Origin of the sequence: Kitasatospora indigofera (assembly GCF_014655955.1) — a bacterium.
Classification (GTDB): Bacteria; Actinomycetota; Actinomycetes; order Streptomycetales; family Streptomycetaceae; genus Kitasatospora; species Kitasatospora indigofera.
In genome coordinates, this window is the sequence record NZ_BNBO01000003.1 from 22,981 (window position 1) to 49,943 (window position 26,963).

General features: G+C 72.9%; 23 protein-coding genes. 12 read left to right on the forward strand and 11 right to left on the reverse strand.

The genetic code is table 11. From position 1 onward, the window contains the following. The first annotated feature begins 63 nt into the window (after positions 1 to 63). From glgB to pyk, 5 genes are all read left to right on the forward strand, one after another. Complete coding sequence (gene glgB / locus IE329_RS03905; protein WP_190209379.1) at positions 64 to 2,577, forward strand: 1,4-alpha-glucan branching protein GlgB; 2,514 nt, start codon at positions 64 to 66, stop codon at positions 2,575 to 2,577. A gap of 232 nt (positions 2,578 to 2,809) precedes the next feature. Further along, entirely contained in the window at positions 2,810 to 3,484 is a 675-nt protein-coding gene (locus IE329_RS03910) for a hypothetical protein (RefSeq protein WP_190209380.1), read from the forward strand. A 113-nt stretch (positions 3,485 to 3,597) separates the two neighbouring features. Further along, positions 3,598 to 5,763: a phosphate acetyltransferase gene (gene pta, locus IE329_RS03915; protein WP_190209381.1), complete on the forward strand. Its 2,166-nt coding sequence runs from the start codon at positions 3,598 to 3,600 to the stop codon at positions 5,761 to 5,763. After that, positions 5,760 to 6,986, forward strand: coding sequence for an acetate kinase (locus tag IE329_RS03920; RefSeq protein WP_190209382.1), 1,227 nt, complete (start codon positions 5,760 to 5,762; stop codon positions 6,984 to 6,986). Before pta ends, IE329_RS03920 begins: the two co-directional genes overlap by 4 nt. 107 nt (positions 6,987 to 7,093) lie before the next feature. Further along, entirely contained in the window at positions 7,094 to 8,524 is a 1,431-nt protein-coding gene (gene pyk / locus IE329_RS03925; protein WP_073926083.1) for a pyruvate kinase, read from the forward strand. Positions 8,525 to 8,711: 187 nt separating this feature from the next. Here pyk and IE329_RS03930 read toward each other — a convergent pair whose 3' ends face one another. The 4 genes from IE329_RS03930 to IE329_RS03945 all read right to left on the reverse strand — a co-directional run bounded on the left by IE329_RS03930 (position 8,712) and on the right by IE329_RS03945 (position 13,231). Next, positions 8,712 to 10,085, reverse strand: a complete 1,374-nt coding sequence (locus tag IE329_RS03930) for a hypothetical protein (protein WP_190209383.1) — start codon at positions 10,083 to 10,085, stop codon at positions 8,712 to 8,714. Further along, positions 10,082 to 10,699, reverse strand: a complete 618-nt coding sequence (locus IE329_RS03935; protein WP_229927154.1) for a DUF6114 domain-containing protein — start codon at positions 10,697 to 10,699, stop codon at positions 10,082 to 10,084. Before IE329_RS03935 ends, IE329_RS03930 begins: the two co-directional genes overlap by 4 nt. Before the next feature lie 134 nt (positions 10,700 to 10,833). Further along, positions 10,834 to 11,496: a DUF6230 family protein gene (locus IE329_RS03940; RefSeq protein WP_190209384.1), complete on the reverse strand. Its 663-nt coding sequence runs from the start codon at positions 11,494 to 11,496 to the stop codon at positions 10,834 to 10,836. 739 nt (positions 11,497 to 12,235) lie between these two features. Then, positions 12,236 to 13,231: a tetratricopeptide repeat protein gene (locus tag IE329_RS03945; RefSeq protein WP_190209385.1), complete on the reverse strand. Its 996-nt coding sequence runs from the start codon at positions 13,229 to 13,231 to the stop codon at positions 12,236 to 12,238. Positions 13,232 to 13,809: 578 nt separating this feature from the next. Here IE329_RS03945 and IE329_RS03950 point away from each other — a divergent pair. Beyond that, entirely contained in the window at positions 13,810 to 14,379 is a 570-nt protein-coding gene (locus IE329_RS03950) for a TetR/AcrR family transcriptional regulator (protein ID WP_229927177.1), read from the forward strand. A 186-nt stretch (positions 14,380 to 14,565) separates the two neighbouring features. Here IE329_RS03950 and IE329_RS03955 read toward each other — a convergent pair whose 3' ends face one another. From IE329_RS03955 to IE329_RS03965, 3 genes are all read right to left on the reverse strand, one after another. Next, positions 14,566 to 16,281 carry an acyl-CoA mutase large subunit family protein gene (locus tag IE329_RS03955; protein WP_190209386.1) on the reverse strand — a complete coding sequence of 572 codons (1,716 nt, stop codon included), beginning with the start codon at positions 16,279 to 16,281 and terminating at the stop codon, positions 14,566 to 14,568. Positions 16,282 to 16,530: 249 nt separating this feature from the next. After that, a complete protein-coding gene (locus IE329_RS03960; protein ID WP_190209387.1) occupies positions 16,531 to 16,869 on the reverse strand; it encodes a DUF3817 domain-containing protein in 339 nt (112 codons plus the stop codon). Between the two features lie 178 nt (positions 16,870 to 17,047). Then, positions 17,048 to 17,575 carry a MarR family winged helix-turn-helix transcriptional regulator gene (locus tag IE329_RS03965; RefSeq protein WP_073926090.1) on the reverse strand — a complete coding sequence of 176 codons (528 nt, stop codon included), beginning with the start codon at positions 17,573 to 17,575 and terminating at the stop codon, positions 17,048 to 17,050. 483 nt (positions 17,576 to 18,058) lie between these two features. On the opposite strand from IE329_RS03965, the gene IE329_RS03970 reads away from it, so the two are divergent. Then, positions 18,059 to 19,696 carry a M4 family metallopeptidase gene (locus IE329_RS03970; protein ID WP_229927155.1) on the forward strand — a complete coding sequence of 546 codons (1,638 nt, stop codon included), beginning with the start codon at positions 18,059 to 18,061 and terminating at the stop codon, positions 19,694 to 19,696. A gap of 111 nt (positions 19,697 to 19,807) precedes the next feature. On the opposite strand, the gene IE329_RS03975 is transcribed toward IE329_RS03970, so the two are convergent. After that, a complete protein-coding gene (locus IE329_RS03975) occupies positions 19,808 to 20,146 on the reverse strand; it encodes a DUF3817 domain-containing protein (RefSeq protein ID WP_190209389.1) in 339 nt (112 codons plus the stop codon). A 290-nt stretch (positions 20,147 to 20,436) separates the two neighbouring features. On the opposite strand from IE329_RS03975, the gene IE329_RS03980 reads away from it, so the two are divergent. The 5 genes from IE329_RS03980 to IE329_RS04000 all read left to right on the forward strand — a co-directional run bounded on the left by IE329_RS03980 (position 20,437) and on the right by IE329_RS04000 (position 24,248). Continuing rightward, the gene (locus IE329_RS03980; RefSeq protein ID WP_190209390.1) at positions 20,437 to 21,225 is read left to right on the forward strand and encodes a DUF2127 domain-containing protein; all 789 of its coding nucleotides are present in this window, start codon (positions 20,437 to 20,439) and stop codon (positions 21,223 to 21,225) included. A 94-nt stretch (positions 21,226 to 21,319) separates the two neighbouring features. After that, positions 21,320 to 21,958, forward strand: a complete 639-nt coding sequence (locus IE329_RS03985) for an AIM24 family protein (RefSeq protein WP_073926094.1) — start codon at positions 21,320 to 21,322, stop codon at positions 21,956 to 21,958. Continuing rightward, on the forward strand, positions 21,958 to 22,608 hold the full coding sequence (locus IE329_RS03990; RefSeq protein WP_073926095.1) for an AIM24 family protein: 651 nt from the start codon (positions 21,958 to 21,960) through the stop codon (positions 22,606 to 22,608). Before IE329_RS03985 ends, IE329_RS03990 begins: the two co-directional genes overlap by 1 nt. Before the next feature lie 257 nt (positions 22,609 to 22,865). Further along, on the forward strand, positions 22,866 to 23,681 hold the full coding sequence (locus IE329_RS03995) for an AIM24 family protein (RefSeq protein WP_191289604.1): 816 nt from the start codon (positions 22,866 to 22,868) through the stop codon (positions 23,679 to 23,681). Between the two features lie 39 nt (positions 23,682 to 23,720). After that, positions 23,721 to 24,248, forward strand: a complete 528-nt coding sequence (locus IE329_RS04000) for a MarR family winged helix-turn-helix transcriptional regulator (protein WP_190209392.1) — start codon at positions 23,721 to 23,723, stop codon at positions 24,246 to 24,248. An 82-nt stretch (positions 24,249 to 24,330) separates the two neighbouring features. Here the strand turns inward: IE329_RS04000 and IE329_RS41395 are convergent, their stop codons facing one another. The 3 genes from IE329_RS41395 to IE329_RS04010 all read right to left on the reverse strand — a co-directional run bounded on the left by IE329_RS41395 (position 24,331) and on the right by IE329_RS04010 (position 26,928). Beyond that, a complete protein-coding gene (locus IE329_RS41395) occupies positions 24,331 to 24,462 on the reverse strand; it encodes a PIN domain-containing protein (protein WP_268257248.1) in 132 nt (43 codons plus the stop codon). A 176-nt stretch (positions 24,463 to 24,638) separates the two neighbouring features. Continuing rightward, positions 24,639 to 25,595, reverse strand: coding sequence for a methylmalonyl Co-A mutase-associated GTPase MeaB (gene meaB / locus IE329_RS04005; RefSeq protein ID WP_190209393.1), 957 nt, complete (start codon positions 25,593 to 25,595; stop codon positions 24,639 to 24,641). 139 nt (positions 25,596 to 25,734) lie between these two features. Continuing rightward, positions 25,735 to 26,928 (reverse strand): acetyl-CoA C-acetyltransferase, encoded by a 1,194-nt coding sequence (locus tag IE329_RS04010; protein ID WP_190209394.1) that lies wholly within the window; start codon positions 26,926 to 26,928, stop codon positions 25,735 to 25,737. Positions 26,929 to 26,963 lie beyond the last annotated feature (35 nt).

Below are 26,963 nucleotides of genomic sequence, written 5' to 3' on the forward strand. Positions count from 1 at the left end.
GTCCGCCCCATCCGTCCGCAGGATCCGCCCCCCGCCGTACCGACCCCGCAGGAGGACCCCGTCGTGACTCCGCTCGACCTGCCAGGCCGCACCACCACCCCCGCCGTACCCGCGACCTTCCTCGCGGGCAAGGACTCACCGAGGCGAGAGCCCGTGGTGCCCCAGCGGGCCGAGCCGGAGCAGACCGCCCCGGCCCCGAGCGCCGGACGCCCGGACGCCGCACCCGCCGGCCGCGGTCCGGCCGGCGCCGGCCGGACGGGTGCCGCCGCACCCGGGAGCACCGCGCCCGCCGCCGCCGAACCCGTCAGCCCGGAAGCGGTGGCCACGGCCGCGCCCGGCATCGCCGCGGACGCCGCCCAGGCGGGCGCCCTGCGGCTGCCGGAGGCCCCGCTGCCGCCCTCCGAGGTCGACCGGCTGGTCTCCGGCGCGCACCACGACCCGCACGCCCTGCTCGGCGCCCACCCGACCAACGGCGGCACCGCGATCCGGGTGCTGCGCCCGTTCGCCGAGCGGGTGGTGGTGGAGACCGGCCAGGGCCCGGCCGAACTCACCCACCAGCAGAACGGCCTGTTCACCGGACTGCTGCCGGGCAGCGGCCTGCAGCGCGCCACCCTCGCCGAGCACCGGCTGCTGGTCACCTACCCCGGTGGCGGCCCGCTGCCGCAGTACGACGGCTACCGGGCCCGCCCGACCCTCGGCGAGCTCGACCTGCACCTGATCTCCGAGGGCCGCCACGAGCAGCTCTGGCGGGCCCTCGGCTCGCACCTGCGCACCGTGGACGGTGTCGACGGCACCGCCTTCGCCGTCTGGGCCCCGAACGCGGCCGGCGTCCGGCTGATCGGCGACTTCAACCACTGGGACGGCACCGGCCACCCGATGCGCTCGCTGGGCTCCTCCGGCATCTGGGAGCTCTTCGTGCCCGGCCTGGCCGAGGGCACCCAGTACAAGTACGAGATCCGCACCCGGGACGGCCGCACCCTCGACAAGGCCGACCCGCTGGCCCGGGCCACCCAGTGCCCGCCCGGCACCGCCTCCGTCGTCACCTCCTCCTCGTACACCTGGCAGGACGCCGACTGGATGGCCCGCCGCGCCCGGGTGGTCCACCACCGCGCGCCGATGTCGGTCTACGAGCTGCACCTCGCCTCCTGGCGGCCCGACCTCACCAGCTACCGCGAGATCGCCGAGGTGCTCCCCGGCTACCTGGAGGAGCTGAACTTCACCCACGTGGAGTTCATGCCGGTGATGGAGCACCCCTTCGGCGGTTCCTGGGGCTACCAGGTCTCCGGCTTCTACGCGCCGACCGCCCGGCTGGGCGGCCCGGACGACTTCCGCCACCTGGTCGACACCCTGCACCGGCACGGCATCGGCGTGATCGTCGACTGGGTGCCGGCGCACTTCCCCAAGGACGACTTCGCGCTCGCCCGCTTCGACGGCGAGCCGCTCTACGAGCCCGCCGACCCGCTGCGGGCCGAGCACCCCGACTGGGGCACCCTGGAGTTCGACTACGGCCGCACCGAGGTCCGCAACTTCCTGGTCGCCAACGCGGTGTACTGGTGCGAGGAGTTCCACATCGACGGCCTGCGGGTGGACGCCGTCGCCTCGATGCTCTACCTCGACTACTCCCGCGAGGGCGGCGCCTGGACCCCGAACCAGTTCGGCGGCCGGGAGAACCTGGACGCCGCGGCCTTCCTCCAGGAGATGAACGCCACCGTCTACCGGCGCTGCCCCGGCGTGATCACCATCGCCGAGGAGTCCACCGCCTGGGACGGCGTCACCCGCCCCACCGACAGCGGGGGCCTCGGCTTCGGCCTGAAGTGGAACATGGGCTGGATGCACGACTCGCTGGTCTACATCTCCAAGGAGCCGGTGCACCGCAAGTACCACCACAACGAGATCACCTTCTCGATGGTGTACGCGTACTCGGAGAACTACGTCCTGCCGATCTCGCACGACGAGGTGGTGCACGGCAAGCAGTCGCTGGTGTCCAAGATGCCCGGCGACTGGTGGCAGCAGCGTGCCAACCACCGCGCCTACCTGGGCTTCATGTGGGCCCACCCCGGCAAGCAACTGCTGTTCATGGGACAGGAGTTCGCCCAGGGCGCCGAGTGGGACCACGAGCACGGGCCGCAGTGGTGGGTGCTGGCCGACGACTGGCCGGGTGCCGCCGACCACCGGGGGGTGCGCGAGCTGGTCCGCGACCTCAACGGGGCCTACCTGGAGGCGCCCGCCCTGTGGGAGCAGGACACCACCCCCGACGGCTTCCGCTGGCTGGACGGCGGCGCCGCCGAGGACAACCTGCTCTCCTTCGTCCGGTACGCCGCCGACGGCACCCCGCTGGTGGCCGTCTGCAACTTCTCCCCCGTGGTGCGGCACGGCTACCGGGTCGGCCTGCCCACCCTGGCCGGCTCCGAGCAGCTGTGGGAGGAGGCCCTGAACACCGATGCCGAGGCGTACGGCGGCAGCGGGATCGCCAACTCCAGCCCGGTGAAGGCCGAGAAGGTCTCCTGGAACGGGCAGGACCGCAGCGCCGAGCTCGTCCTCCCGCCGCTGGCGACGGTCTGGCTGCGCCCGGCCTGACCGCACCCGCACCGCCGCGCACCACAGGCAGCACACCCGCCCGGGCCCGCCGCCGCGGGACCGGGACGCAGCACCGGGACGCCGGACGTCCCGGTGCTGCCGTGCGTCCGGCCCCGGGCCACCGCCGCCGGGCCCGCCGGCGGACGGCAGCGGTCAGCCCCGGCCGTTGTGGGCGGACCGGCCCGGCCCTAAGGTTGCGAGACTGATCGTCAACAGTGCGGGGGGCGCTGTCGTGTTCGTGCTGCTGCTCTGGCTGTTCGCCCTGACGCCCGTGCTCTGCTGGGCGCGGCTGGCCCGCACCCGCCTCGTCGGGGCGGCCACCGGGGTCGTGCTGGCCGGCCTCGCGGCCGCCCTGCTGGCCCTGGACCACGGCCTGCTCTTCAGCCGGGCCGCGGTCGAGGCGCACGCCGGCTACCCGGTCGCGGCCGCCGCGGTGATCACGGCGGGCGCCCTGGCCGAGCGCCGGCTGCGCGGACCGCGGCCGGGATCCGCGCCCGGCCGCCGGGCCGCAGCGGTGGCGGCGGCACTGGCCGCCCACACACTGGCGGCCGCCGTCGGCGTGACGGCCTGGACGATGTTCCTCGGCGATCCGTACTACCCGGGCCTCGCCGAACTGCCGCTGCCGCCCGGCCTGCGGATCGCCTCGGACAGCGGCACCTCCCCCGGCTGCGCGCTCGGCGGCTGCAGCCGGACGCTGGCCCTCGCCGCACCCGCCGGCCAGTCACCCGCCGAGGCCGCCGAGCGGCTGCGGGCCGGGCTCGCCGACGAAGGCTGGACCCCGGGCCCCGGCGGATGCCTCCAGCACCCGCACGGCTGGCTGCTGGACGACCGGAGGGTGCAGGTCTGGATCTCGCCCGGCGAGACCGTCGTCCAGGTCGAACTGGTCGGCGCCGACCTCTACCACTGAGCCGCCAGGCCCGGCCCGGGCCCCGGGAATTCACCCGAGTGCAAACGCCCGTCCTAAATGCGAAGGTAGGGTCAATATGACCATCTGAGGCAGCAGGAAGCGGAGGCATCCACGTGGCGCGCAGCGTGTACGTGACCGGGATCGACCGGGGTGACGGCCGGCAGGCCGTCGAACTGGGGGTCATGGAACTGCTCACCCGCCAGGTGGACCGCGTCGGCGTCTTCCGCCCGCTGGTGCACGCGCACGCGCCCGGCGGCGACCACGTGGTCGAACTGCTCCGCGACCGCTACCGGCTGGACCTGCCCACCACCGAGATGTACGGCCTCACCTACGAGGCGGCGGCCGCCCTGCAGGCGGCGCAGGGCCAGGACGAGCTGGTCGGCGCCCTGGTGGAGCGGTTCCGCGCGCTGGAGCGCGACTGCCAGGCCGTCCTGATCCTCGGCACCGACTTCGCCGGCACCAACATCCCCGACGAACTGGCCTTCAACGCCCGCCTGGCCAACGAGTTCGGCGCCGCCGTCCTGCCGGTGGTGGGCGGCCACGCCGAGGACGCGCAGGCGGTGGTCGCCGAGGTGCGCAACGCCTACCGGGCCTACCGGGACCTGGGCTGCGCCACCCTGGCGATGATCGCCAACCGGGTCGCCCCCGACGCCGCGCCGGAGGTCCTGCGGGCTCTGGCCGAGAAACTGCCGATCCCGGCGTACGTGATCCCCGAGGAGCCGGCCCTCGCCGCCCCGACGGTCGCGCAGCTGGTCGAGGCGACCGGCGCGGAGCTGCTGCTCGGGGACGCCGCGGGCCTGGCCCGGGACGTCCGCGGCTTCGTCTTCGGCGGCGCCATGCTGCCGACCTTCCTCACCGCGCTGACCGAGGGCGCCCTGGTGGTCACCCCCGGGGACCGCGCCGACCTGGTGATCGGCTCGCTGGCCGCGCACGCGGCCGGCGCCCCGCCGATCGCCGGCGTCCTGCTGACGCTCGGCCAGCACCCCGGCCCCAACGTGATGGCGCTGGCCGCCCGGCTCGCCCCCGGCACCCCGGTCGCGGTCGTCCCGGAGGGCAGCTGGATCACCGCCGCCGCGCTGACCCACCTGGAGGGCCGGCTCGACGCGGCCGGCCCGCGGAAGGCCGAGATCGCCCTGGGCCTCTTCGAACTGCACGTGGACACCGCGGAGTTGACCAAGCGGATCGAGCTGAGCCGGTCCGAGCGGGTCACCCCGATGATGTTCGAGCACGAGTTGCTGGAGCGGGCCCGCGCCGTCCGCCGGCACGTCGTCCTGCCGGAGGGCACCGAGGAGCGGGTGCTGCGCGCCGCCGAGGTGCTGCTGCGCCGCAACATCTGCGACCTCACCCTGCTCGGCGACCCGGAGGAGGTCCGCCGCAAGGCCTCCTCGCTCGGCCTGGACCTGCCGGCCGAGTCCGCGGGGGACCGCGCCCGGCTGCGGATCGTCGACCCGGCCACCAGCCCGCTGCGCCAGCAGTTCGCCGAGCTGTACACCCGGCTCCGCGCCCACAAGGGCATGACGGTGGAGCTCGCGCTGGACGTGGTCACCGACGTCTCGTACTTCGGCACCCTGATGGTCCAGGAGGGCATCGCCGACGGCATGGTCTCCGGCGCCGTGCACTCCACCGCCGCGACCATCCGGCCCGCCTTCGAGGTGATCAAGACCTCGCCGGGCGCCGCCATCGTCTCCTCGGTCTTCTTCATGTGCCTCGCCGACAAGGTGCTGGTCTACGGCGACTGCGCGGTCAACCCCGACCCGGACGCCCAGCAGCTCGCCGACATCGCCGTCCAGTCCGCCGAGACGGCCGCCCAGTTCGGCGTCGAGCCGCGGGTCGCGATGCTCTCCTACTCCACCGGCACCTCCGGCTCGGGCGCGGACGTGGACAAGGTCCGCAAGGCCACCGAGCTGGTCCGGCAGCTGCGCCCGGACCTCCTGGTCGAGGGGCCGATCCAGTACGACGCGGCGGTGGACGCCCACGTCGCGGCCACCAAGCTGCCGGGCTCGGCGGTGGCCGGGCGGGCGACGGTGCTGGTCTTCCCCGACCTGAACACCGGCAACAACACCTACAAGGCCGTCCAGCGGTCGGCCGGCGCGGTGGCGGTCGGCCCGGTGCTGCAGGGCCTGCGCAAGCCGGTCAACGACCTCTCGCGCGGCGCGCTGGTCGAGGACATCGTCAACACCGTGGCCATCACCGCGATCCAGTCGCAGACCGGCCGTCCCGCCGACGGCGCCGGCACCGACCCCGGCACGGACAACCCCGAAGGAGCGCAGCAGAGTTGAGCGAAGGCACCCGGGTCCTCGTGCTGAACGCGGGATCGTCCTCGGTGAAGTACCAGCTGATCGACATGCTGGACGGCTCCCGGCAGGCCTCCGGCCTGGTGGAGCGGATCGGCGAGCCGGCCGGCCGGCTGGTGCACACCCCGCCCGGCGGGCAGCGGCGCGAGTCGCTGCAGGCCTTCCCCGACCACGGCGCGGCGCTGAAGGCCGTCGCCGGGGAGCTGGCCGCCGACGGCCTCGACCTGGACTCCCCGGAACTCGCCGCGATCGGCCACCGGGTGGTGCACGGCGGGCTCCGGTTCACCGAGCCGACCCTGGTCACCGACGAGGTGCTGGCCGAGATCCGCCGGCTGATCCCGGTCGCGCCGCTGCACAACCCGGCCAACATCACCGGCATCGAGGTGGCCCGGGCGCTGCGGCCGGACCTGCCGCAGGTGGCCGTCTTCGACACCGCCTTCCACACCGGCATGCCCGAGCACGCGGCCCGGTACGCGATCGACCGGCAGGTCGCGGACGAGCACCGGGTGCGCCGCTACGGCTTCCACGGCACCTCCCACCAGTACGTCTCGCGGGCCACCGCCCGGCTGCTGGGCAAGGACCCGGCCGAGGTCAACGTGATCGTGCTGCACCTGGGCAACGGCGGCTCCGCCTCGGCGGTGGCGGGCGGGCGCTGCGTGGAGACCTCGATGGGGCTCACCCCGCTGGAGGGGCTGGTGATGGGCACCCGGTCCGGCGACGTCGACGCCGGCGTGGTGTTCCACCTGCACCGGGTCGGCGGGCTGTCGGTCGACGAGATCGACGACCTGCTGAACCGCCGCAGCGGCCTGCTCGGCCTGTGCGGGGACAACGACATGCGGGAGATCCTGCGCCGCTCCGAGGAGGGCGACGCGGACGCCCGGCTGGCGTTCGAGGTGTACGTCCACCGGCTGCGCAAGTACATCGGCGCCTACTACGCGGTGCTCGGCCGGGTGGACGCGATCGCGTTCACGGCGGGCGTCGGCGAGAACGCGGCGCCGGTGCGGGCCGCGGCGACGGCCGGCCTGGAGGCGCTGGGCATCGCGGTGGACCCGGCGCTGAACTCGATCCGCTCCGACCGGGCCCGGGTGATCTCCCCGGAATTCCTCCGCACCGGGGGGGCTCCGCGGGTGACCGTCGCCGTGGTGCCCACCGACGAGGAGCTGGAGATCGCCCGCCAGGCCTTCGCGCTGGTCCGCACGGGGGCCTGAGAAGACCGCTGGTCCACGCGTCGTCCCACCCTTCGGAATGCTTCGTCGGCGATCCCTGGTGATTCGCGCCGAATGCCCCCATAACACGAACGGATAGACTGACCCATATGCGCCGAGCGAAAATTGTCTGCACCCTGGGTCCGGCGACGGACTCCTACGAACAGCTGAAGGCCATCGTCGAGGCGGGCATGAACGTCGCCCGACTCAACATGAGCCACGGCTCCCACCCGGAGCACGAGGAGCGGTACCGCAAGGTCCGCCAGGTGTCCGAGGACACCGGACGCCCGATCGGCATCCTCGCCGACCTGCAGGGTCCGAAGATCCGCCTGGCGACCTTCGCCAACGGACCGGTGACCGTCGACAACGGCGACGAGTTCACCATCACCACCGAGGACGTCCCCGGTGACCAGCACATCTGCGGTACCACCTACAAGGGCCTGCCCGGCGACGTGAAGCCCGGCGACCCGGTTCTGATCAACGACGGCGTCATCGCGCTGGAGGTCGTCAGCGTCGACGGCCCCCGCGTGAAGACCGTCGTCGTCGAGGGCGGCGTGCTCTCGAACAACAAGGGCATCAACCTCCCCGGTGCCGCCGTCAACGTCCCCGCCCTGTCCGAGAAGGACAAGGACGACCTGCGCTTCGCGCTGGAGCTGGGCGTCGACATGGTCGCGCTGTCCTTCGTCCGAAACGCCGCGGACATCGACGACGTGCACAAGGTGATGGACGAGGTCGGCATCCGCGTGCCGGTCATCGCCAAGATCGAGAAGCCGCAGGCCGTCGAGGCGATGGAGGAGATCGTCCTCGCCTTCGACGCCATCATGGTCGCCCGTGGCGACCTCGCCGTCGAGTACCCGCTGGAGCGGGTGCCGCTGGTCCAGAAGCAGCTGATCACCCTGGCCCGCCGCAACGCGAAGCCGGTCATCGTCGCCACCCAGATGATGGAGTCGATGATCCACGCCTCGCGCCCGACCCGCGCCGAGGCCTCCGACGTCGCCAACGCCATCCTGGACGGTGCCGACGCGGTCATGCTGTCCGCCGAGTCGAGCGTCGGCAAGTTCCCGGTCGAGACCGTGCGCACCATGAGCCGGATCGCCGAGACCGCCGAGGAGCAGCTGCTGGAGCAGGGCCTGCAGCCGCTGAACCCGGGCCGCAAGCCGCGCACCCAGGGCGGCTCGATCGCCCGCGCCGCGTGCGAGCTGGGCGACTTCCTCAACGCCAAGTCGCTGGTCGCCTTCACCAAGTCCGGTGACACGGCCCGCCGGCTGTCGCGCTACCGCTCGCCGATCCCGGTGGTCGCGTTCACCCCGGACGCCGCCACCCGCAACCAGCTCACCCTGAGCTGGGGCGTCGAGTCGCACGTGACCGAGCAGGTCGGCTCGACCGACGAGATGGTGCTCCAGGTCGACCGCGAGCTGCTGCGCATGGGCGACCTCACCGAGGGCGACACCGTGATCGTCACCGCCGGTTCGCCCCCCGGCGTCCCCGGCAACACCAACATGGTCCAGGTGCACCACCTGGGCACGCGCGCCGACGTCTGAGCCGGCGCCCGACGCCCGCAGGGCGGCCCCTCCGATGCCGGAGGGGCCGCCCTGCGGCGTTCCCGGGGCCGGACCGGGCGGGCCGTTCCCGGCCCCGGGCAGGGCCGGGCGGGGGCAGCACGCCCCAGGCCCGGCCGGGTGGGCCGGCCGGGCCTGGGGAGGGTGACGAACGAGGCTGGACGGCCCGTCAGTTGGTGTAGGGCTCGTCGTCCTTGTAGAGGTGCATGCCGGGGATCTTGAGCGTGCCGCGGAACTGGCCGGCCTGGACCGCCTCGACCTTGGTGAGCTCGATGTCGAGCGGGATCGGGACGGCGCCGATCAGGTCCCAGAGCCAGCGCGGCAGGGTGTCCGGGGTGAGGGTGATCTCGCCCAGGTCGATCGGGATCGGCAGGCCGAGCAGCTTCGACAGGTGGCCGGAGAGCCGCTCCACGTACATGGTGACCGGACCGTTGCGCATCGTCGAGGTGGTCCCGGGACCGCCCTTGACGTGGAAGGTCTTGCCGTTGCCCTGCAAGGTCGACATGTCGAGGTTCTCGATGTCGACGCTGGAGACGGTGAACTTCAGCACCCGCTTGGTGCCCGCCACCGTCCGGACGTCGTACACGCCGTTGAACACCGCGCCGTGCAGGCCCAGCCGGCTGCTGCGCAGCGTCCAGTTCTGCTCCGGGACGACGTCGCCGCCGGCCGCCGCGCGGGCGGCCACCGAGCTGGTGTCCACCGCGCAGTTCGGGTTCGCGGTCGGCGAGGCCGTCGGCTTCGGCGAGCCGCTCGGGGCGGCCGCCGGGGAGCTCGCCGCCGGCTTGGCGCCGGTGGTGGCCTTGGGACCGGTGGTCGCCTTCGGGGTGGCCTTGGCGGTGGCGTCCGGGGACGGCGCCGCAGTGGCCGGGGCCGTGCCGGCGGCGGGCTGCGCGGGGGCCGCCGCCGCCCTGGCGCCGAGCGGTGCGGCCGCGGAGGGCGAGGGCGAGGCGGACGGCGAGGGGCTCGCCTTGTCGCCGGGGGTCAGCAGATCGCCGATGCCGCCGATGATGTCGCCGATCAGGCCGGCCTGCGCCACGGCCGGGGCGCCGGCGGTGCCCGCGGCGGGCACCACGTACGCCGCACCGACCACCTGGCCGCCGGTGGCGGTGCCGCTCCTGGCGGCCGGGGCCTGCGCGGCGGGGCTCTGCGCGGCGGACGTGGAGGGCGCCGGGGCGGTGGTCGGGGCGGGGCTCCCGCCGGTGGCCGTGCCGGGCGCCTCGGACCCCGGCAGGGACGGGCCGGGCAGCGGCGTGAGTTCGTTCTTGGGCACCGGCGTCTCCGACAGGACGGTGTCCTGGGCGGGCTCCGGCGCCTGGCTGGACGGGGCGAGGTCCGGCGCGCTGGCGCAGGCCTTGCCGACCGGGGTGTCGGCCGAGGCGATCGAGGGCGTGTAGACGGCCCCCATCAGCAGCGCGGTCGGCACCGCGGCCATCGCGAGCGCCCGCCCGCGCAGCCGGCTGCGGGCCGAGACCCGCGGGGCCGCGTGCCGGGCACCGGAACGTCCGCCCGGGGTCTCGGGCTCGGTGCGGTCCTCCGTGGTCACCGCGCCTCCTCCGGTTCCCCGGCCTGGGCGGGGATGTCGGCACGGGCGGCCGGGGCGGCGTGCTTGGGGCCCTGGGCGGGCCCGGCGTCGGCCTGCTCGGCGACGGCCGGCACGACCTCGGTCGCGGCCTCCTCGGCGGCGTACCCGGCGGCCTCGTCGCCGTCGGCGTCGGTGCCCTCGGCGGCCGGCAGGTCGGTGGCGGCCCGCTCCTTGAGCGGCGCCCAGGAGACCATCAGCCCGCCGCCGACCAGGCCCGGGATCAGCGCCAGGCCGAAGCCGGCCAGGTTGGAGACCGGGATGGAGACCAGGGTGAGCAGGGTGGTGGCCACACCGGCGAAGACCCGGACGGCCGGCTGGTACCAGGCGGTGAGGCCGAGCACGATCAGCAGGATGCCGATGATCAGCGAGCCCGCGCCGGCCGTGGTGGACATCGCCACCGTCATGCCGCCGAGGGAGAGGTGGGCGTAGGGGAGGTACATGATCGGAACGCCGGCGATCATGGCCAGTAGCCCGGCCCAGAACGGCCGGGTGCGGCGCCAGCTACGGAACCGCAGCCGCAACCGGGTGAAGAGGTTCTCGCCTTGGGACCACGCGTCGGCCGTTGCGCTGGACATGGTGCAGCTCCTCGATGATGTGAACGAGGTAGGAAAAAAATGGGTGATGCGGCCGGGAGCGGCGTCTGTACGCCGCTCCCGGCCGCCGGGCCTGCTACCCGGCCGCGCCCTCAGGCGCGCCCGCGGTCATCGGCTCAGTAGCACTCGTGGCCGCTGTCGGTGTAGAGCTTGAGGCTCAGGCCGTTCAGCTTGAAGTTGCCGGCCGAGGTGGCCCAGGCACGCTGCTTCACGTTGTACAGGTCGGCCTTGTCGGCGGCCTGGGCGAAGCCGACGCCACCGGTGGGCTTGGTGCCGCCCAGGGCGGACTTCCAGTCCTTGGTGGCGGTGCCCGTGAGGGTGGACGCGTCCTGGCCGATGTTGATGTTGGTGAACTCGGCGTCCGCGTACAGCTCGTCCAGGTCGATCAGCAGGTTGGTCGCGACGACCTGCTTCTTCGGGTCCGGGTTGTCACCGGCCTCCAGGCGCAGGGTGATCACCGGGAGCTTGAACGGCAGCGGGATGATGTTCGGGTCGGTGACGACCGACTGGCACATCTTCTTGATGGTCGCGGTGTCGAACGCGGAGACCGCGACCGGCACCGTGGTGTTGTTCTTCTGCACGTCGATCGTGCCGAACTGGGCGAACTTCTCGCCGTGCAGCTCCTCGGCGGTGACCTTGAAGCTCTGGCCGGAGATGCTGAACGAGGCGGCCAGGGCGCTGTTGGCCAGGCCGACACCGATGGCACCGGTGGCCGCCAGGCTCGGGAGCATCACCAGGGCGAAGCGCTTCCAGCGGGTCTTGCCATAAGTCTGGGACATGCGAGTCCTCCTTCTAGGACGTACATCTCCGGCACCTCCCGGTGCTTGCCGCACCGGCGGTGGCCTGGGATGGGAGAGAGCTACGTCCTCGGTAGCGGAGAGCGCCATGAGTGCCGTCGGAGTCGGGCGCGGCCGTCCGTGACGGCACTCCCGGTCCTGCACCGGCCACCTGTGGGATGGCGGGTACGGCCGACGACATCGGCGATCACCCCCGAGCGACAACCAGCGACCGCGCGGGCTGCGCGGCCGTTCGAAGGACAGGAACCGCCGTGGGACCGCGGATACCCCCCTGCCCTCCCCGCCGGCGGCCGGAGCCGTCGGCTTGCCCGGTGGGGATCCCGTGCTCCGCTTCTCCGGCCGGCTGCCGGGAGGTGAAGTGTGGGGACCAGGCGTCGCCGATCGTGCTTGAATCCCGGGCGAAGCACAAGAGGTTCGTTACTGACGGGTAATCCAACAACAGGAGACGTTGATCATGGTTTTGACCCGCCGTGCACCCAGTGTGACGAAATGAAGGATTCGCGCCGGGGAAATCCCCCAGAAACACCGAGGAAACACCCCTGGACGGTCACCATCGGTGACCGTCCAGGGGTGTTGTCAAGATTTGGTAAACCTCGGCGGGGATGACCGGAATGTCGCCAAATCGCCAGCGACACCGCAGGTCATCCGCCGTGCCAGCCCGCTCGGCGACCGGCCGGGCCGGCCGGGCCCGGACGAGCCCCGAAGAGCCGTCCGGCAGGGGTCAGAAGAGCACCCGGGCCAGCGCGCCGCGGGCCGCGGTGACCCGCGAGTCATCGGTGCCGATCACCTCGAAGAGCTCCAGCAACCGCAGCCGGGCCTTGTCGCGGTCGTCCCCGAAGGTCCGGCCGACGGTGCTCACCAGGCGCCCGAAGGCGTCCTCGACGTGCCCGCCCACCAGGTCCAGGTCCGCCGCGTCCAGCTGGGCCGCGACATCCTTGGGGTCGGCGGCCGCCGCCGCCCGGACGGCCTGCGGGTCGAAGGCCTCCACCCGGCGCAGCAGCTGCGCCTGGGCCAGGCCGAGCTTGGCCTCGGTGTTGCCGGGCTGGTCCAGCAGCACGTTCTGGTAGGCCTGGATCGCGCCGCCCAGGTCGCCGCGGTCCAGCGCGTCGTGCGCGGCGGCCAGCGCCGGGTCCTCGGGCACCTGCGGGAGCTGCTCGCCACCGGCCGGCGCGCCCGCGCCCGCGCCGCCGACCACGCCGAACCGCTGCTCGGCCACCATGATCAGCTGGTCCAGCACCTGGCGGATGTTGGACTCGCTCTCGGCGCCCTGGAACAGGGGCACCAGCTGCCCGGCCACCACGGCCATCACGGTGGGGACGGCCTGCAGCCCGAACTGCTGGGCGATCACCGGGCTGGCGTCCACGTCGATCCGGGCCAGCACGATCCGGCCGGCGTACTCCTCGGCCAGGCTCTCCAGGAGCGGGCTGAGCTGCGCGCTGAGCGCGCTGCGGCCGGACCGGAAGTCGATGACGACCGGGACCTCGCCCGAGAGCTGGACGACCTCGGCCTCGAAGGTGTCCTCGGTGACGTCGATGACGAGCGGGTAGGCCGGGCCGGCCGGGGCGATCCCGGCCTCCTCGGCGGCCGCCGCCTGGCGGGCCCGCTCGGCCCTGGCCTGCTCGGCCTTCTGGGCAGCCTCGCCGGCTGCCTTCACTGCGGCGAGGTCGACCGCGCCGCGCAGGGCGGAGCTGTTCAGATGCGAATTCCGTGGCTGCATGGCACTATCCTCCCCCGTCCGTGCTGGTGGCGGGCGCCATCCGCCGGGAAAGTCGCGCCGCGCTGGTCTGCGTGGCCCGAACCGCCCCGGGCGGGAACACTCGCCCCCGGTGAAACTGAACCCTCCGGTGCGGATCCCCACCCGCACCGCGCGCCGTCTCGTCCCACGAGGCTCCCCGGCAGAGGAGCAATGGCGCTCGGTCGTCACTCTTTCGCTACGAGTCGTAGCGTAACTGCACCGAGGCCCCCCGCCGCAAGCCCATCCCGTCAACGCGGGACGTGAGCTGCCCCACTTTCGCGGCCCGTCCGGCTGCCATCGGGCACGATCAGTCGCTACCGTTACGTCCCCCACCCAAGTTACTTACTGGTAGAACGCAAGGAGGCCCGGTGTCCGCCGCCCAGCTCCCCGTGGCCCGGGACACCGCCGGCCCGCGGCCGACGGACCGGCCGGCCACGGCCGGGGAGAGCCCCGCGGGCGCCGCCGGCACCACGGCGGAGGACACCGGCGCGGGGAGCCCGGGCCCGGAGGGCGCCGCCCGGGCCAAGGGCCGGCCGCGCAGCGCCGCCGCCGACCGCGCGATCCTGGACGCCACCCGGGAGACCCTCGCCGAACTCGGCTGGGGCGGGCTCACCATGGGGCACGTCGCCACCCGCGCCGGGGTCGCCAAGACCACCCTGTACCGCCGCTGGCCGTCCAAGAACGAGCTGGTGGTCGACGCCGTCGCCACCCTCTTCGACGAACTGGTGCTGGCCGACCTGGGCAGCCTGCGGGCCGACATCGAGGCCGTGGTGCGGGAGTTCGCCGAGCTGCTGGCCCGGCCGGAGACCCAGGCCGCCCTGCTGGCACTGTTCGCCGAGGGCACCCGTGACCCGCAGCTGCGCCGCCGGATCCGGGAGGCCATCGTCGACCCGCAGAAGCAGCTGGTGCGCCAGGGCCGGGCCTACGCCCAGGCCCGCGGCGAACTGGACCCGGACCTCGACGAGGAGGCGGCGGCCGAGGAGATCGACATCATCTTCGACACCGTCGCGGGCACCGTCGAACACCGGATCCTGGTCAGCGGCGAGCCGGTGACGCCGGAGTGGATCCGCCGCTTCACCACCCTGCTGCTCGGCCCCTTCCCGCACCTCGTCGGCGGTGGCCCGGCCTGACCGCCGCCGCGGCGGCCCGGCCCGCCGGGCCCTGGTGCCCGGCCGCTCGCCACCGGGCCCCGGCCGCGGCACCGCCCGCGTCCGGGCACGCCGGAACCCGGGACGGCCGCAGGGCCGTCCCGGGTCGGTCCGGGGCGAGGTGCCGGACGGCGTCCGGTCAGGTGTCGGCCGCCCGGCCGCCGGGCGTCAGAACCTGGCGGTCTCCCGGTAGATGCCCCACTCCTCGCGGAGCAGGTTGCAGATCTCGCCCAGGGTCGCCTCGGCCCGCACGGCGTCCAGCATCGGCGGGATCATCGACTCGCCGGAGCGGGCCGCGGCGAGCATCGCGTCCAGCCCCGCCTTGACGGCCGCCTCGTCGCGCGCGGCCCGGCGGGCGGCCAGCACCCGCACCTGCTCGCGCTCGACCTCATGGCTGACCCGGAGGATCTCCAGCTCGGGGGTGACGCTCCGGGGGTGGCAGTTGACGCCGACGACGCGCTTGTCGCCCTTCTCCACCGCCTGCTGGTAGGCGAAGGCGGCCTCGGCGATCTCGCCGGTGAACCAGCCGTCCTCGATCCCGCGCAGGATGCCGGTGGTGACCGGGCCGATCTCGTGCTCGTCGGCGCCCTTCGCCCGGCCCCCGTGCGCCTGCTCGGACTTGCGCAGGATCTGGGCGAAGATCTCCTCCGCCTGCGCCTCGATCCGGTCGGTCAGCGCCTCGACGTACCAGGAGCCGCCCAGCGGGTCGGCCACGTTGGCGACGCCGGTCTCCTCCATCAGCACCTGCTGGGTGCGCAGGGCGATCTCGGCGGCCTGCTCGGAGGGCAGCGCCAGGGTCTCGTCCAGGGCGTTGGTGTGCAGCGAGTTGGTGCCGCCGAGGACGGCGGAGAGCGCCTCGACCGCGGTGCGGACCACGTTGTTGTACGGCTGCTGCGCGGTCAGCGAGACGCCGGCCGTCTGGGTGTGGAAGCGCAGCCACTGCGCCTTGTCGGTCTTGGCGCCGAAGCGGTCGCGCATCCAGCGGGCCCAGATCCGGCGGGCGGCGCGGAACTTGGCGATCTCCTCGAAGAAGTCCAGGTGCGCGTCGAAGAAGAAGGACAGGCCGGGCGCGAAGACGTCCACGTCCAGCCCGCGCGACAGGCCCAGCTCGACGTAGGCGAAGCCGTCCGCCAGCGTGTAGGCGAGCTCCTGCGCGGCCGTCGCCCCGGCCTCGCGGATGTGGTACCCGGAGACGGACAGCGGCTTGTACGCGGGGATGCCCTCGGCGCAGTACGCCATCAGGTCGCCGATCAGGCGCAGGTGCGGCTCGGGGGCGAAGAGCCACTCCTTCTGCGCGATGTACTCCTTGAAGATGTCGGTCTGCAGGGTGCCGTTGAGCACCGCGGGGTCGACGCCCTGGCGTTCGGCCGCGACCAGGTACATGCAGAAGATCGGCACGGCCGGGCCGCTGATCGTCATCGAGGTGGTGACCTCGCCGAGCGGGATGCCCTTGAAGAGCACCTCCATGTCGGCGGCCGAGTCGATGGCGACGCCGCAGTGGCCCACCTCGCCGAGCGACTTGGCGTCGTCGGAGTCGTAGCCCATCAGGGTCGGCATGTCGAAGGCGACCGAGAGGCCGCCGCCGCCCGCCTCCAGGATCATCCGGTAGCGCTCGTTGGTCTGCTCGGCGTTGCCGAAGCCGGCGAACTGGCGGATGGTCCAGGTCCGGCCGCGGTAGCCGGTGGCGTGCAGGCCCCGGGTGTAGGGGTACTCGCCGGGCCAGCCGATCCGCTCGAAGCCCTCGACGGGCTGGCCGGGCGGCGGGCCGTACATCGGCGCGACCTCGTCGCCGGAGAGCGTGCTGAAGTCCGCGTCGCGCTTGCGCGCGTTGTCGTAGCGCTGCTGCCAGCGCTGTCTGCCGCGCTCGATCTCTTCGGCGTCCATTGAGCCGAACTCCGCTCCGTACGGCCGCCACTGCGTCGGGGCGGCAAAGCTGGTAGGACGTCCTGCCAATTTACTAGGATGTCCTAGTAATTGTCGATGGCACCACGCCAGGCAGCGCCGGCAGCGCCCGGCGGCACCCCGGCCGGCGCCCGCACCGGCCCCGCGCGGGCATGCGGCGGGCACGCGAAAGCGCCCCTCCCCCGGGCTGGGGGGAGGGGCGCCCTCGACGCGTACGGCCCGGCGGTCCGGTCAGACGCCGGCGGTCTGCTGCACGGCCCCGGCCGGGGCCTGCTCGGCGGCCTCGCGCACCACGCGGCGCTCGGCCACGAAGGAGGCGAACGGGATGCAGCCCGCGGCCAGCGTGAAGACCAGGCGGCCCAGCGGCCACTTGAGCTTCTGGCCGAGCAGGAACGTGACCACGAAGTACCCGATGTAGAGGTAGCCGTGGAGCATCGCCACGTAGGTGGTGATCTCTTCGGCCGCGCCGAAGCCGTACTTCGCCACCATGAAGCCGCAGAAGACCAGCAGCGCACAGCCGGTCGCCACGGCCAGGGCCCGGTACCAGCCCAGCAGGGGGGTCGCCTTCATTCCTACATCGCCTCGCTCGGCAAGATCGGTTGGTACGTCCGGATCTGCGCACCGCTCCCCCGAGGGTAGCCGCCGCCCGGTACCGCCCCGCGCCCGCCCCCGCCGTGGCGCGGCCGGCGGCCGGACCCCCGGCCGGGCCCCCGGCCGGGCCCCCGGAGCGCGGGGCGGGCGGGGCCGGTCAGCGGTCGGCCTGCTCCTCGGCCGGGACGAAGTCGCCCGCCGACACCCGCAGCGGCCTGAGCAGGTCGAACACCTGCCGGCACTGGTCGGCGTCGTAGTCCTCCATGCCGAACTCCATCGCGACCAGCTCCCTGGTCGCCTCCTCGACGACCTGGCGGCCGCGGTCGGTGATCGAGGCGAGCACGCCGCGGCCGTCCAGCGGGTTGGGCCGGCGGGCCACCAGGCCGGCCCGCTCCAGCCGGTCGACGGTGTTGGTGACGCTGGTGGGGTGCACCATCAGCCGCTCGCCGATCTTGGAGAGCGAGAGTTCGCCGGTCCGGCTGAAGGTGAGCAGCACCAGGGCCTCGTAGCGGGCGAAGGTCAGCCCGTACGGCTTGAGCACGGCGTCGACCCTGGCGAGCAGGATCTGGTGGGCGCGCATGACCGAGGTGATCGCCGCCATCGAGGGGACGCCGCCCCAGCGGCGGGTCCAGAGTTCGTCGGCGCGGGCGATCGGGTCGAAGTCGAGTGCGAGGGGCTTGGCCACGTCCTTACCGTACCGGCGGGCACGGGGGCGGGTACCAGGCGTCCCTGATGGTGGACAAGCCCGGGGCGCTGGCGGGATCTCGCCAAGCACTCACGCAGGTACATACCAGGACATTACAAGGGTGTGAACCGGCGTCAACCGTCCGGCGAAGCGGGGGCGTTCACCGGTTCGCCGCCGACCCGGCCGTCAGCAGGGACGAAACCTCCGGCCGGGGACGCGTCGAGGCCCGTCCACCGGTCGGACGCCGGCGCCGGATTTGGCGAGCTGTGGCCAATCGATGAGCAAGACCTGTCATTTCACTTCATGGATTGTCATGCTTCTGGCCAGCCCCGTACGGCAGTCGCCGCCCACCCCAGCGGCCGCTGCCGCGTGACCGCACGGAGCAGCACGTCAGCGCCCGTTCCGCCCCAAGGCACTAACCCCGGTGCCCCGGAGCGCGGCGCGCGACCGCGCACAAGCGGTTGTCCCGGAAGGAATCCGTACGTGAAGCGAAAGCTCGCAGCCGGCGCCGTACTCTCCGCCACCGCCCTGCTCACCGGCGTCATCCAGGTGAGCGCCACGGCCCAGGCCGGCCCCGTGCCCGCCCCGCAGGCCCAGGCCGCCCAGCAGCGCGCCACCCTGATCGCCCTCGCGAACGGCCAGTCCGTGCAGCTGGCCAAGGCCCTGACGCTCGGCGGCCAGGAGCAGCTCGTCGCCAAGGACGCCGTGGTGGACGCCGACGGAGCCCGCCACCTGCGCTACGAGCGCACCCTCGGCGGGCTGCCGGTGCTCGGCGGCGACCTGATCGTGCACCAGCGCGCCGACGGCTCGGTGACCTCGGTCGACAAGGCCGTCGAGGGGCAGCTGTCGCTGCCGAGCCTCACCCCCGCCCTGTCCGCGGACAAGGCCACCGCGCAGGCCGCCGGAGCCGTGGCAGCCACCGTCGGCGTCGCCGCCGACAAGGACGAGCAGCCGCTGAAGGAGGTCGGCCGGGCCGGCTCCGCGAAGCTGGTCGTCTGGGCCGCGTCCGGCAGCCCGCGGCTCGCCTACCAGACCGTGGTCGAGGGCCTGCGGGCCGACGGCACCCCGAGCCGGCAGACCCTGGTCACCGACGCGGCCAGCGGCGAGGTGCTCGCCACCCACGAGGACATCCAGACCGCGAGCGGCACCGGCAAGGGCGTCTTCGTCGGCTCCGTCCCGTTGACCACCACGCTGAGCGGCTCGACGTACCAGCTGAAGGACGCCACCCGCGGCGGCCAGTACACCACCGACCTCAAGCACAAGACGTCCGGCACCGGGACCCTCTACACCGACGCCGACAACGCCTGGGGCGACGGCACCGTCTCCAACGGCCAGTCGGCCGCCGTGGACGCCCAGTACGGCGTGGCCGCGACCTGGGACTACTACAAGAACACCTTCGGCCGCAACGGCATCAAGAACAACGGCGTCGGCGCGTACAGCCGGGTCCACTACGGCAACAACTACGTGAACGCCTTCTGGGACGACTCCTGCTTCTGCATGACCTACGGCGACGGCGCCAGCAACACCCACCCGCTGACCGCGCTGGACGTGGCCGGGCACGAGATGAGCCACGGCGTCACCGCCGCCACCGCCGGCCTGAACTACTCGGGCGAGTCCGGCGGCCTCAACGAGGCCACCTCGGACATCTTCGGCACCATGGTCGAGTGGTACGCCAACCTGCCCTCGGACGTGCCGGACTACCTCATCGGCGAGAAGATCAACATCAACGGGAACGGCACCCCGCTGCGCTACATGGACAAGCCCTCCAAGGACGGCGGGTCCGCGGACTACTGGTCCTCCACGGTCGGCAACAAGGACGTCCACTACTCGTCCGGTGTCGCCAACCACTTCTTCTACCTGCTGTCCGAGGGCAGCGGCGCGAAGACCATCAACGGCGTCAGCTACAACAGCCCGACGTCCAACGGCTCGACCCTGACCGGCATCGGCCGCACCAAGGCCGCGGCGATCTGGTACCGGGCGCTGACCGTCTACATGACCTCCACCACCAACTACAAGGCCGCCCGCACGGCGACCCTGAAGGCGGCGACCGACCTGTACGGCGCCTCCTCCACCGAGTACAACGCGGTGGCGGCGGCCTGGAGCGGCGTCAACGTCAGCTGACGCTCCCCCGGACGGACGGTGCCGGGCGCCTGCGGAAGGCGCCCGGCACCGTCATGTCGTCCGCGGGTCCCAGACGGCGGGGCTCAGACGGCGGGGCTCAGGCGGCGGGGCTCAGGCGGCGGCGGGCTCGCGCTCCGCGGCGGGGGCGGGCGGGTACTCGCCGCGCTCCTCCTTGGCGAGCATCCGCTCGGCGAAGAAGCCACCGGTCGGCAGGACGGAGAGGACGAACAGCAGGGCGCCCCGCTTGAGGTCCCACTTCTGCTGCTGCCAGGCCAGGATCAGGAAGACCACGTACAGGATGAAGAGGATCCCGTGGATCATCCCCATCACCGGCACGCCGTTGAAGCTGGTGGTGCGCTTCAGCAGCGAGCAGACCATCAGCAGGATGAAGGAGAGGCCTTCGGGGCCGGAGACAAGGCGCAGGCGGTGGACGGCGCTGCTGGTCTTCACGTTCGGTACCTCATTGCGACGGGGGCGACGGGGGCGCGAGGGTAGGGGCCGGCGGGCCGATCCCGGTGAGCCGGCCACTGCGGACCGGCTCTTGTGAATCGACTCACAAGCCCGTCGTCCATTATCACCGAGCCTTACGCCCGCCCCGGGCCCGGACCCCCCGTCGTGCCCGACGTCACAGCCGCGCCACAGAACCGGACGCCCGGACCGGGCCGGCCCCGGCCGGCTCTATCCTGCTGCCGCACGGCCCGTGAACAGGGCGGGCCGCGACGGATACGGGGGACCACCAGATGTTCAAGCCGGACTGGGACCGACGGACGTGCTCGCGGCGCGGGCACATCACCTACGCGCCGACCGAACCCGAGCTGCGCCGGCGCCTGCACACCGCCACCGCCGTCGGCGACGCCTGGCGCTGCCTGCGCTGCGGCGACTTCGCGCTCGGCGAGCCGCACGGCTCCGGGCCGGCCGACGAGGCCCCGCTCGTCCCCCGCGGCAAGGCGCTGCGCGACCTCTTCATCCTGCGCTTCCTCGCCGTCGAGCGGTTCCTGCGCGGACTGCTGATCGTCCTCGCCGCCTGGGCGGTGTGGAAGTTCTCGAACAGCCAGGACTCGGTGCGCCGGCTGTTCGACGAGAACCTGACCGTCTTCCGGCCGGTCACCGACCACTTCCACTGGGACCTCGAACACTCCCCGGTGGTCGACACCATCCGCAAGACCTTCGACTACGAGCACAAGACCCTGCTGGTGGTGGCGCTGGCACTGGTCGTCTACGCCCTGGTGGAGATCGTCGAGGCGGTCGGGCTCTGGCTGGGCCGGCGCTGGGCGGAGTACCTCACCGTGGTGGCCACCGCCGCCTTCCTCCCGCTGGAGGTGTACGAGCTCACCGAGCACGTCTCCGCGCTGAAGGTCTGCACGCTGCTGCTGAACGTCCTGGCGGTGCTCTGGATCCTGCTCTCCAAGCGGCTGTTCGGGCTGCGCGGCGGCGTGGTGGCGTTCGAGGCGGAGCGGCACTCGGCCTCGCTGCTGGAGGTCGAGCAGGCGGCCGGGACGGTACCCGACGGGGCGACCGCCGCCGTCTGAGCCCGGGCCACCGGGGCGCGGACTTTGTCGCAGCTGGGTACCAGAACGCCCCGCCCACTCCCACCGGGGCGCCCCCGCCCGCTACATTCAGCCGGTGGCACAGTTTCGACTCCAAGGATCCAAGGTGCTCGCCGTCGACATGACGGGCGACGCCGTCAAGGCCAAGAACGGCTCGATGGTCGCTTACACCGGCCAGATCGCCTTCAAAAAACTGTCCGGTGGCGGTGACGGCCTGCGTGGCATGGTCACCCGCAGGCTGACCGGTGAGCAGATGGTGGTCATGGAGGCGAAGGGGCAGGGCACCTGCTACTTCGCCGACGCGGCCACCGAGATCAACCTGGTGCGGTTGAACGGCGAGACGCTCTACGTCGAGTCGGACAACCTGCTGTGCACCGAGGCGACCCTGCACACCGGCACCAGCTTCACCGGCCTCAACGGAATCTCGTCCGGCAACGGCCTGTTCACCACCAAGGTCGAGGGGCACGGCTGGGCTGCCGTCACCTCCAAGGGTCCGGCGATCATCCTGCGGGTCTCCCAGGGCATGCCGCTGCGGGTCGACCCGGGTGCGTACGTCGCGCACACCGGCAATCTCAACCGGAGCCTGAAGTCCGGCGCGGGCTGGACCACGCTGATGGGCGAGGGCGGCGGCGAGGCCGTGCAGGTGGAGTTCGCCGGCGACGGCCTGGTCTACGTCCAGCCGTCCGAGAAGCTGACCGTCGGGGGTGACGTCTGATGCCGTTCACGAAGATCAACAACAAGATGGTCGAGGCACAGATGGTGCCCGGCCAGCGGGTCTTCAGCCAGCGCGGCGCGATGCTCGCCTACCGGGGCGAGGTCACCTTCACCCCGAACCTCACCGGCGGCCAGGGCGGCGTCATGTCGATGATCGGGCGCCGGGTGGCCAACGAGGACACCCCGCTGATGACGGTCGAGGGCCACGGCACCGTGATGTTCGGCCACGGCGGCCACAACATCCACGTGATCGACCTGACCGGCGACACCCTCTACGTGGAGGCGGACCGCCTGCTGGCCTTCGAGGGCTCGCTCCAGCAGTCCACCATGTTCATGGGCCAGCAGGGCGGCGTGATGGGCATGGTCCGCGGCCAGGTCACCGGCCAGGGGCTGTTCACCACCAAGCTGGACGGCCGCGGCGCGGTCGCCGTGATGGCGCACGGCGGCGTCATCGAGCTGCCGATCACCCCCAACCAGCCCGTCCACGTCGACCCGCAGGCGTACGTCGCGCACCGCGGCGACGTCCGCAACAAGCTGTCCACCGCGCTGGGCTGGCGCGACATGGTCGGACGCGGCTCGGGCGAGGCGTTCCAGCTGGAGCTGTCCGGCCACGGCATGGTGTACGTGCAGGCGAGCGAGGAGAAGCTCTGATGTCCTACCCTCCCCAGCAGCCGCCGTACGGCCAGCCCGACCCGTACGGGCAGTCGCCCTACGGACAGCCGACCCAGCCCGGGTACAACGCGCCGCCACCGCAGGGCTACCCCCAGCAGGGCTACCCGCCGCCGCCCCCGCAGGGGTACCCCCCGCCGCCGCCCCAGGGCTACCCGCAGCAGGGCTACCCGCCCCAGCACCCGCAGCAGCCCCAGCAGAACTACGCGCAGGAGCAGTTCGGCGGGGCGCAGGCGCCGCTGCCCAAGGCGCAGGACGGCTCCGGCCCGGTGGTGCACGACGCGCACAGCCTGCCGGCCAACGACAACGTCAACCCGTACGCCTTCTCGGTCGACCTGAACGGGTCGTACTTCCTGCAGAAGGGCAAGATGATCGCCTACTACGGCGACATCAGCTTCAAGGGCGTCGGCGCGGGCGCGGTCGACCGGATGCTCGGGCGGCACTTCAACTCGCCGCTGCACGCCTCCGACTGGGTGGTCGCCGAGGGCCGCGGCAAGATGCTGCTGGCCGACCGGGCCTTCGACCTCAACTCGTACGACCTGGAGAACGGCAACCTCACCGTCCGCTCCGGCAACCTGCTGGCCTTCGAGCCGACGCTGCAGCTGAAGCAGTCGATCATCCCGGGGTTCCTGACCCTGATCGGAACCGGCAAGTTCGTGGCGGCCTCCAACGGTCCGGTGCACTTCGTCGAGCCGCCGATCCGGGTCGACCCGCAGGCCCTGGTGGGCTGGGCGGACTGCCCCGCGCCGTGCCACCACTACGACGAGGCCTACATGCACGGGCTGATCGGCGGCCTGCGCCGGCTGACCGGCCTGGGCGGGGCGTCCGGCGAGGAGCACCAGTTCGAGTTCATCGGGGCCGGCCAGGTGCTGCTGCAGTCCTCCGAGACGCTGATGGCCGACCGCTCGGTGGGCCAGGTGCACGCGGAGGCGGGTGTCCCGATGGGCGGGGTGCCGCAGCAGCCGGGCGGTCACGCCGGCGGCCAGCAGCTGCCGAACGTGAACATCCCGGGGCTCGGTAACCTGGGTGACCTCGGACGACGGTTCGGTCTTTAATTTTGTACAACATTTAACCAATCGGGCTATGCTGTCCGTATGGACACGCACACCCCTCACACCGCCGTCGTCTCCTCCTCCCCGTCGACCGACACCGAGGAGGAGACGACACCCTGGCTCACCGCCCGGGAGCAGCGGCTCTGGCGTGCCCACCTCGAGGTCAGCAAGCTGCTCGACTACCAGCTCGGCCGCGAGCTCCAGCCGCACGGCCTGGCGATCAACGACTACGAGATCCTGGTCGTGCTCTCCGAGGCCCCCGAGCGGCGGATGCGGATGACCGACCTCGCCACCGCCACCCTGCAGTCCAAGAGCCGCCTATCGCACCAGATCACCCGGATGGAGACGGCCGGCCTGGTGCTGCGCCAGGAGTGTCCCGGCGACCGCCGCGGCCTCTACGCCCACCTCACCGAGCTGGGCTGGGAGACCATGCAGCGGGTCGCCCCCGACCACGTCCGCAGCGTCCGCCAGCACTTCATCGACCGCTTCACGCCCGAGCAGCTCGACGCCATGTACGCGGCCCTGGGCCCGGTCGCCGAGCACCTGCGCGACCTGCGCGGACGGGCCTGAGACCGGCCCGGCGCGCGCGGGGCGCGTCACCCGGGCGCCGCGGCGGGCGCGGGTGCGGGCACGTCACGCAAGCCGGGTGACGTCAGGCCGGCGGGTCGCGGATGTCGCGCTCGCGAAGGTCGGTGACCATCCGGGCGAGCGCGGCGACATCCCGGTCGACGTGCAGGGCCGTCATGTCGTCGTGCACGGCGGTGGCGGCGACCAGCAGGTCCACGACACCTGCGGAGCGGTGCTGCCCCTTGTGCGTGAGCCGGTACCGGGCATTTGCGCGAGCCGGTACCGCCCGACCGGCCCGGTCCGTCGCATCCTCGGAAAGGCCCAGGTCCCGGACACGGCGGACCGGCCGGGAAGCCCTCCCGATCCCCGGCCGCACGGGCCTCCGGCGGCCGCTCAGGCCCCGGTGAGCCCCGCGACCAGCTGGTCGGCGGCGCCGTACGGGTCCAGCTCGCCGGCCGCCACCCGCTCCGCCAGCGCGTCCAGGTGGCGGTCCCCGTGCAGGTCCCCGATCCGGGCCCGCAGGGCGGTCAGGGCGATCGCCTCGATCTCGTCCGAGGCCCGGCGGCGCCGGCGGGCGGCCAGTTCGCCGTGCTCCCCCAGCCAGGCGCGGTGCTTCTCCAGCGCCTCGACCACCTCGTCCACGCCCTCGCCGCGGGCCGCCACCGTCTTGAGGATCGGCGGCCGCCAGGCGCCCGGCTCGCGGGCCTCGCCCAGGCCGAGCATGTGGTTGAGCTCGCGGGCGGTGGCGTCCGCGCCGTCCCGGTCGGCCTTGTTGACCACGAAGAGGTCGCCGATCTCCAGGATCCCGGCCTTGGCCGCCTGGATGCCGTCGCCCATGCCCGGGGCCAGCAGCACGACGGTGGTGTCCGCCTGGGCGGCGATCTCCACCTCGGACTGGCCGACGCCGACGGTCTCGACCAGGATCACCTCGCAGCCGGCCGCGTCCAGCACCCGCAGGGCCTGCGGGGCCGTCCAGGAGAGCCCGCCGAGGTGGCCGCGGGTGGCCATCGAGCGGATGAAGACCTCCGGGTCGGTGGCGTGGTCCTGCATCCGGACCCGGTCCCCGAGCAGCGCGCCGCCGGAGAACGGCGAGGACGGGTCGACGGCCAGCACCCCGACCCGCTTGCCGAGCCGGCGGTAGGCCGAGACCAGGGCCGAGGTCGAGGTGGACTTGCCGACGCCCGGCGAGCCGGTCAGTCCGACCGTGAAGGCCTGCCCGGTGTACGGCGCCAGGGCGGCCATCACCTCGCGCAGCTCCGGGGCGCCGTTCTCGACCAGCGAGATCAGCCGGGCCACCGCGCGCGGGCGGCCCGCCCGGGCCTGCTCGACCAGTGTCGGCACATCGACCATCAGGGCACTCCTCGATCGGGCTGCGGATCTCGCGGCCGAAAACGGGTGGGCTGCGAACCGCTCCCGCCCGGCGCCGGTGGGCGCCCGTGGCGGGGAGGCGGTTCGCAGCCCAGAGGCTACGTCAGGTGATCCCGGCCCGTCAGGCCCTGGGGACCCGCACGATCAGCGCGTCGCCCTGGCCGCCGCCGCCGCAGAGCGCGGCCGCGCCGGTGCCGCCGCCGCGCCGCTGGAGCTCCAGCGCGAGGTGCAGCACCACCCGGGCGCCGGACATGCCGATCGGGTGGCCGAGCGCGATGGCGCCACCGTTGACGTTGACCTTCTCCTCGGTGACGCCGAGGTCCTTCATCGACTGGTGCGCGACGGCGGCGAAGGCCTCGTTGATCTCGATCAGGTCGAGGTCGGCGACCTCGATGCCCTCCTTGGCGACCGCGTGCAGGATCGCGTTGGACGGCTGCGACTGGAGCGAGTTGTCCGGGCCGGCCACGTTGCCGTGGGCGCCGATCTCGGCGATCCAGCTCAGGCCCAGCTCCTCGGCCTTGGCCTTGCTCATCACGACCACGGCGGCGGCGCCGTCGGAGATCTGCGAGGAGGTGCCGGCGGTGATGGTGCCGTCCTTGACGAAGGCCGGGCGCAGCTTGGCCAGGCTCTCGACGGTGGTCTCGGCGCGGATGCCCTCGTCCTGGCTGAACAGGACCGGCTCGCCCTTGCGCTGCGGGATCTCCACCGGGACGATCTCGGCGTCGAAGACGCCGTTCTTCTGGGCGGCCGCGGCGCGCTGGTGGGACCGGGCGGCGATCTCGTCCTGGACGTCGCGCGGGATGCCGAGGCGGGTGTTGTGCTTCTCGGTCGACTCGCCCATCGGGATGTTCTCGAAGGCGTCGGTCAGACCGTCGTACGCCATCGCGTCGAGCATCTCGATCGCGCCGTACTTGTAGCCCTCACGGGACTTCGGCAGCACGTGCGGGGCGTTGGTCATGGATTCCTGGCCGCCGGCCACCACGATGTCGAACTCGCCGGCGCGGATCAGCTGGTCGGCGAGCGCGATGGCGTCCAGGCCGGAGAGACAGACCTTGTTGATGGTCAGCGCCGGGACGTTCATCGGGATGCCGGCCTTGACGGCGGCCTGGCGGGCGGGGATCTGGCCGGCGCCGGCCTGCAGCACCTGGCCCATGATCACGTACTGGACCTGCTCACCGGTGATGCCGGCCCGCTCGACGGCGGCCTTGATCGCGAAACCGCCGAGGTCGGCGCCCGAGAAGCCCTTGAGCGAGCCGAGCAGCCGGCCCATCGGGGTGCGTGCGCCTGCGACGATCACAGAGGTGGTGTTGGTCATGGGACGGGCCCCTTCGCACGTCGTGGCCAGGTGTG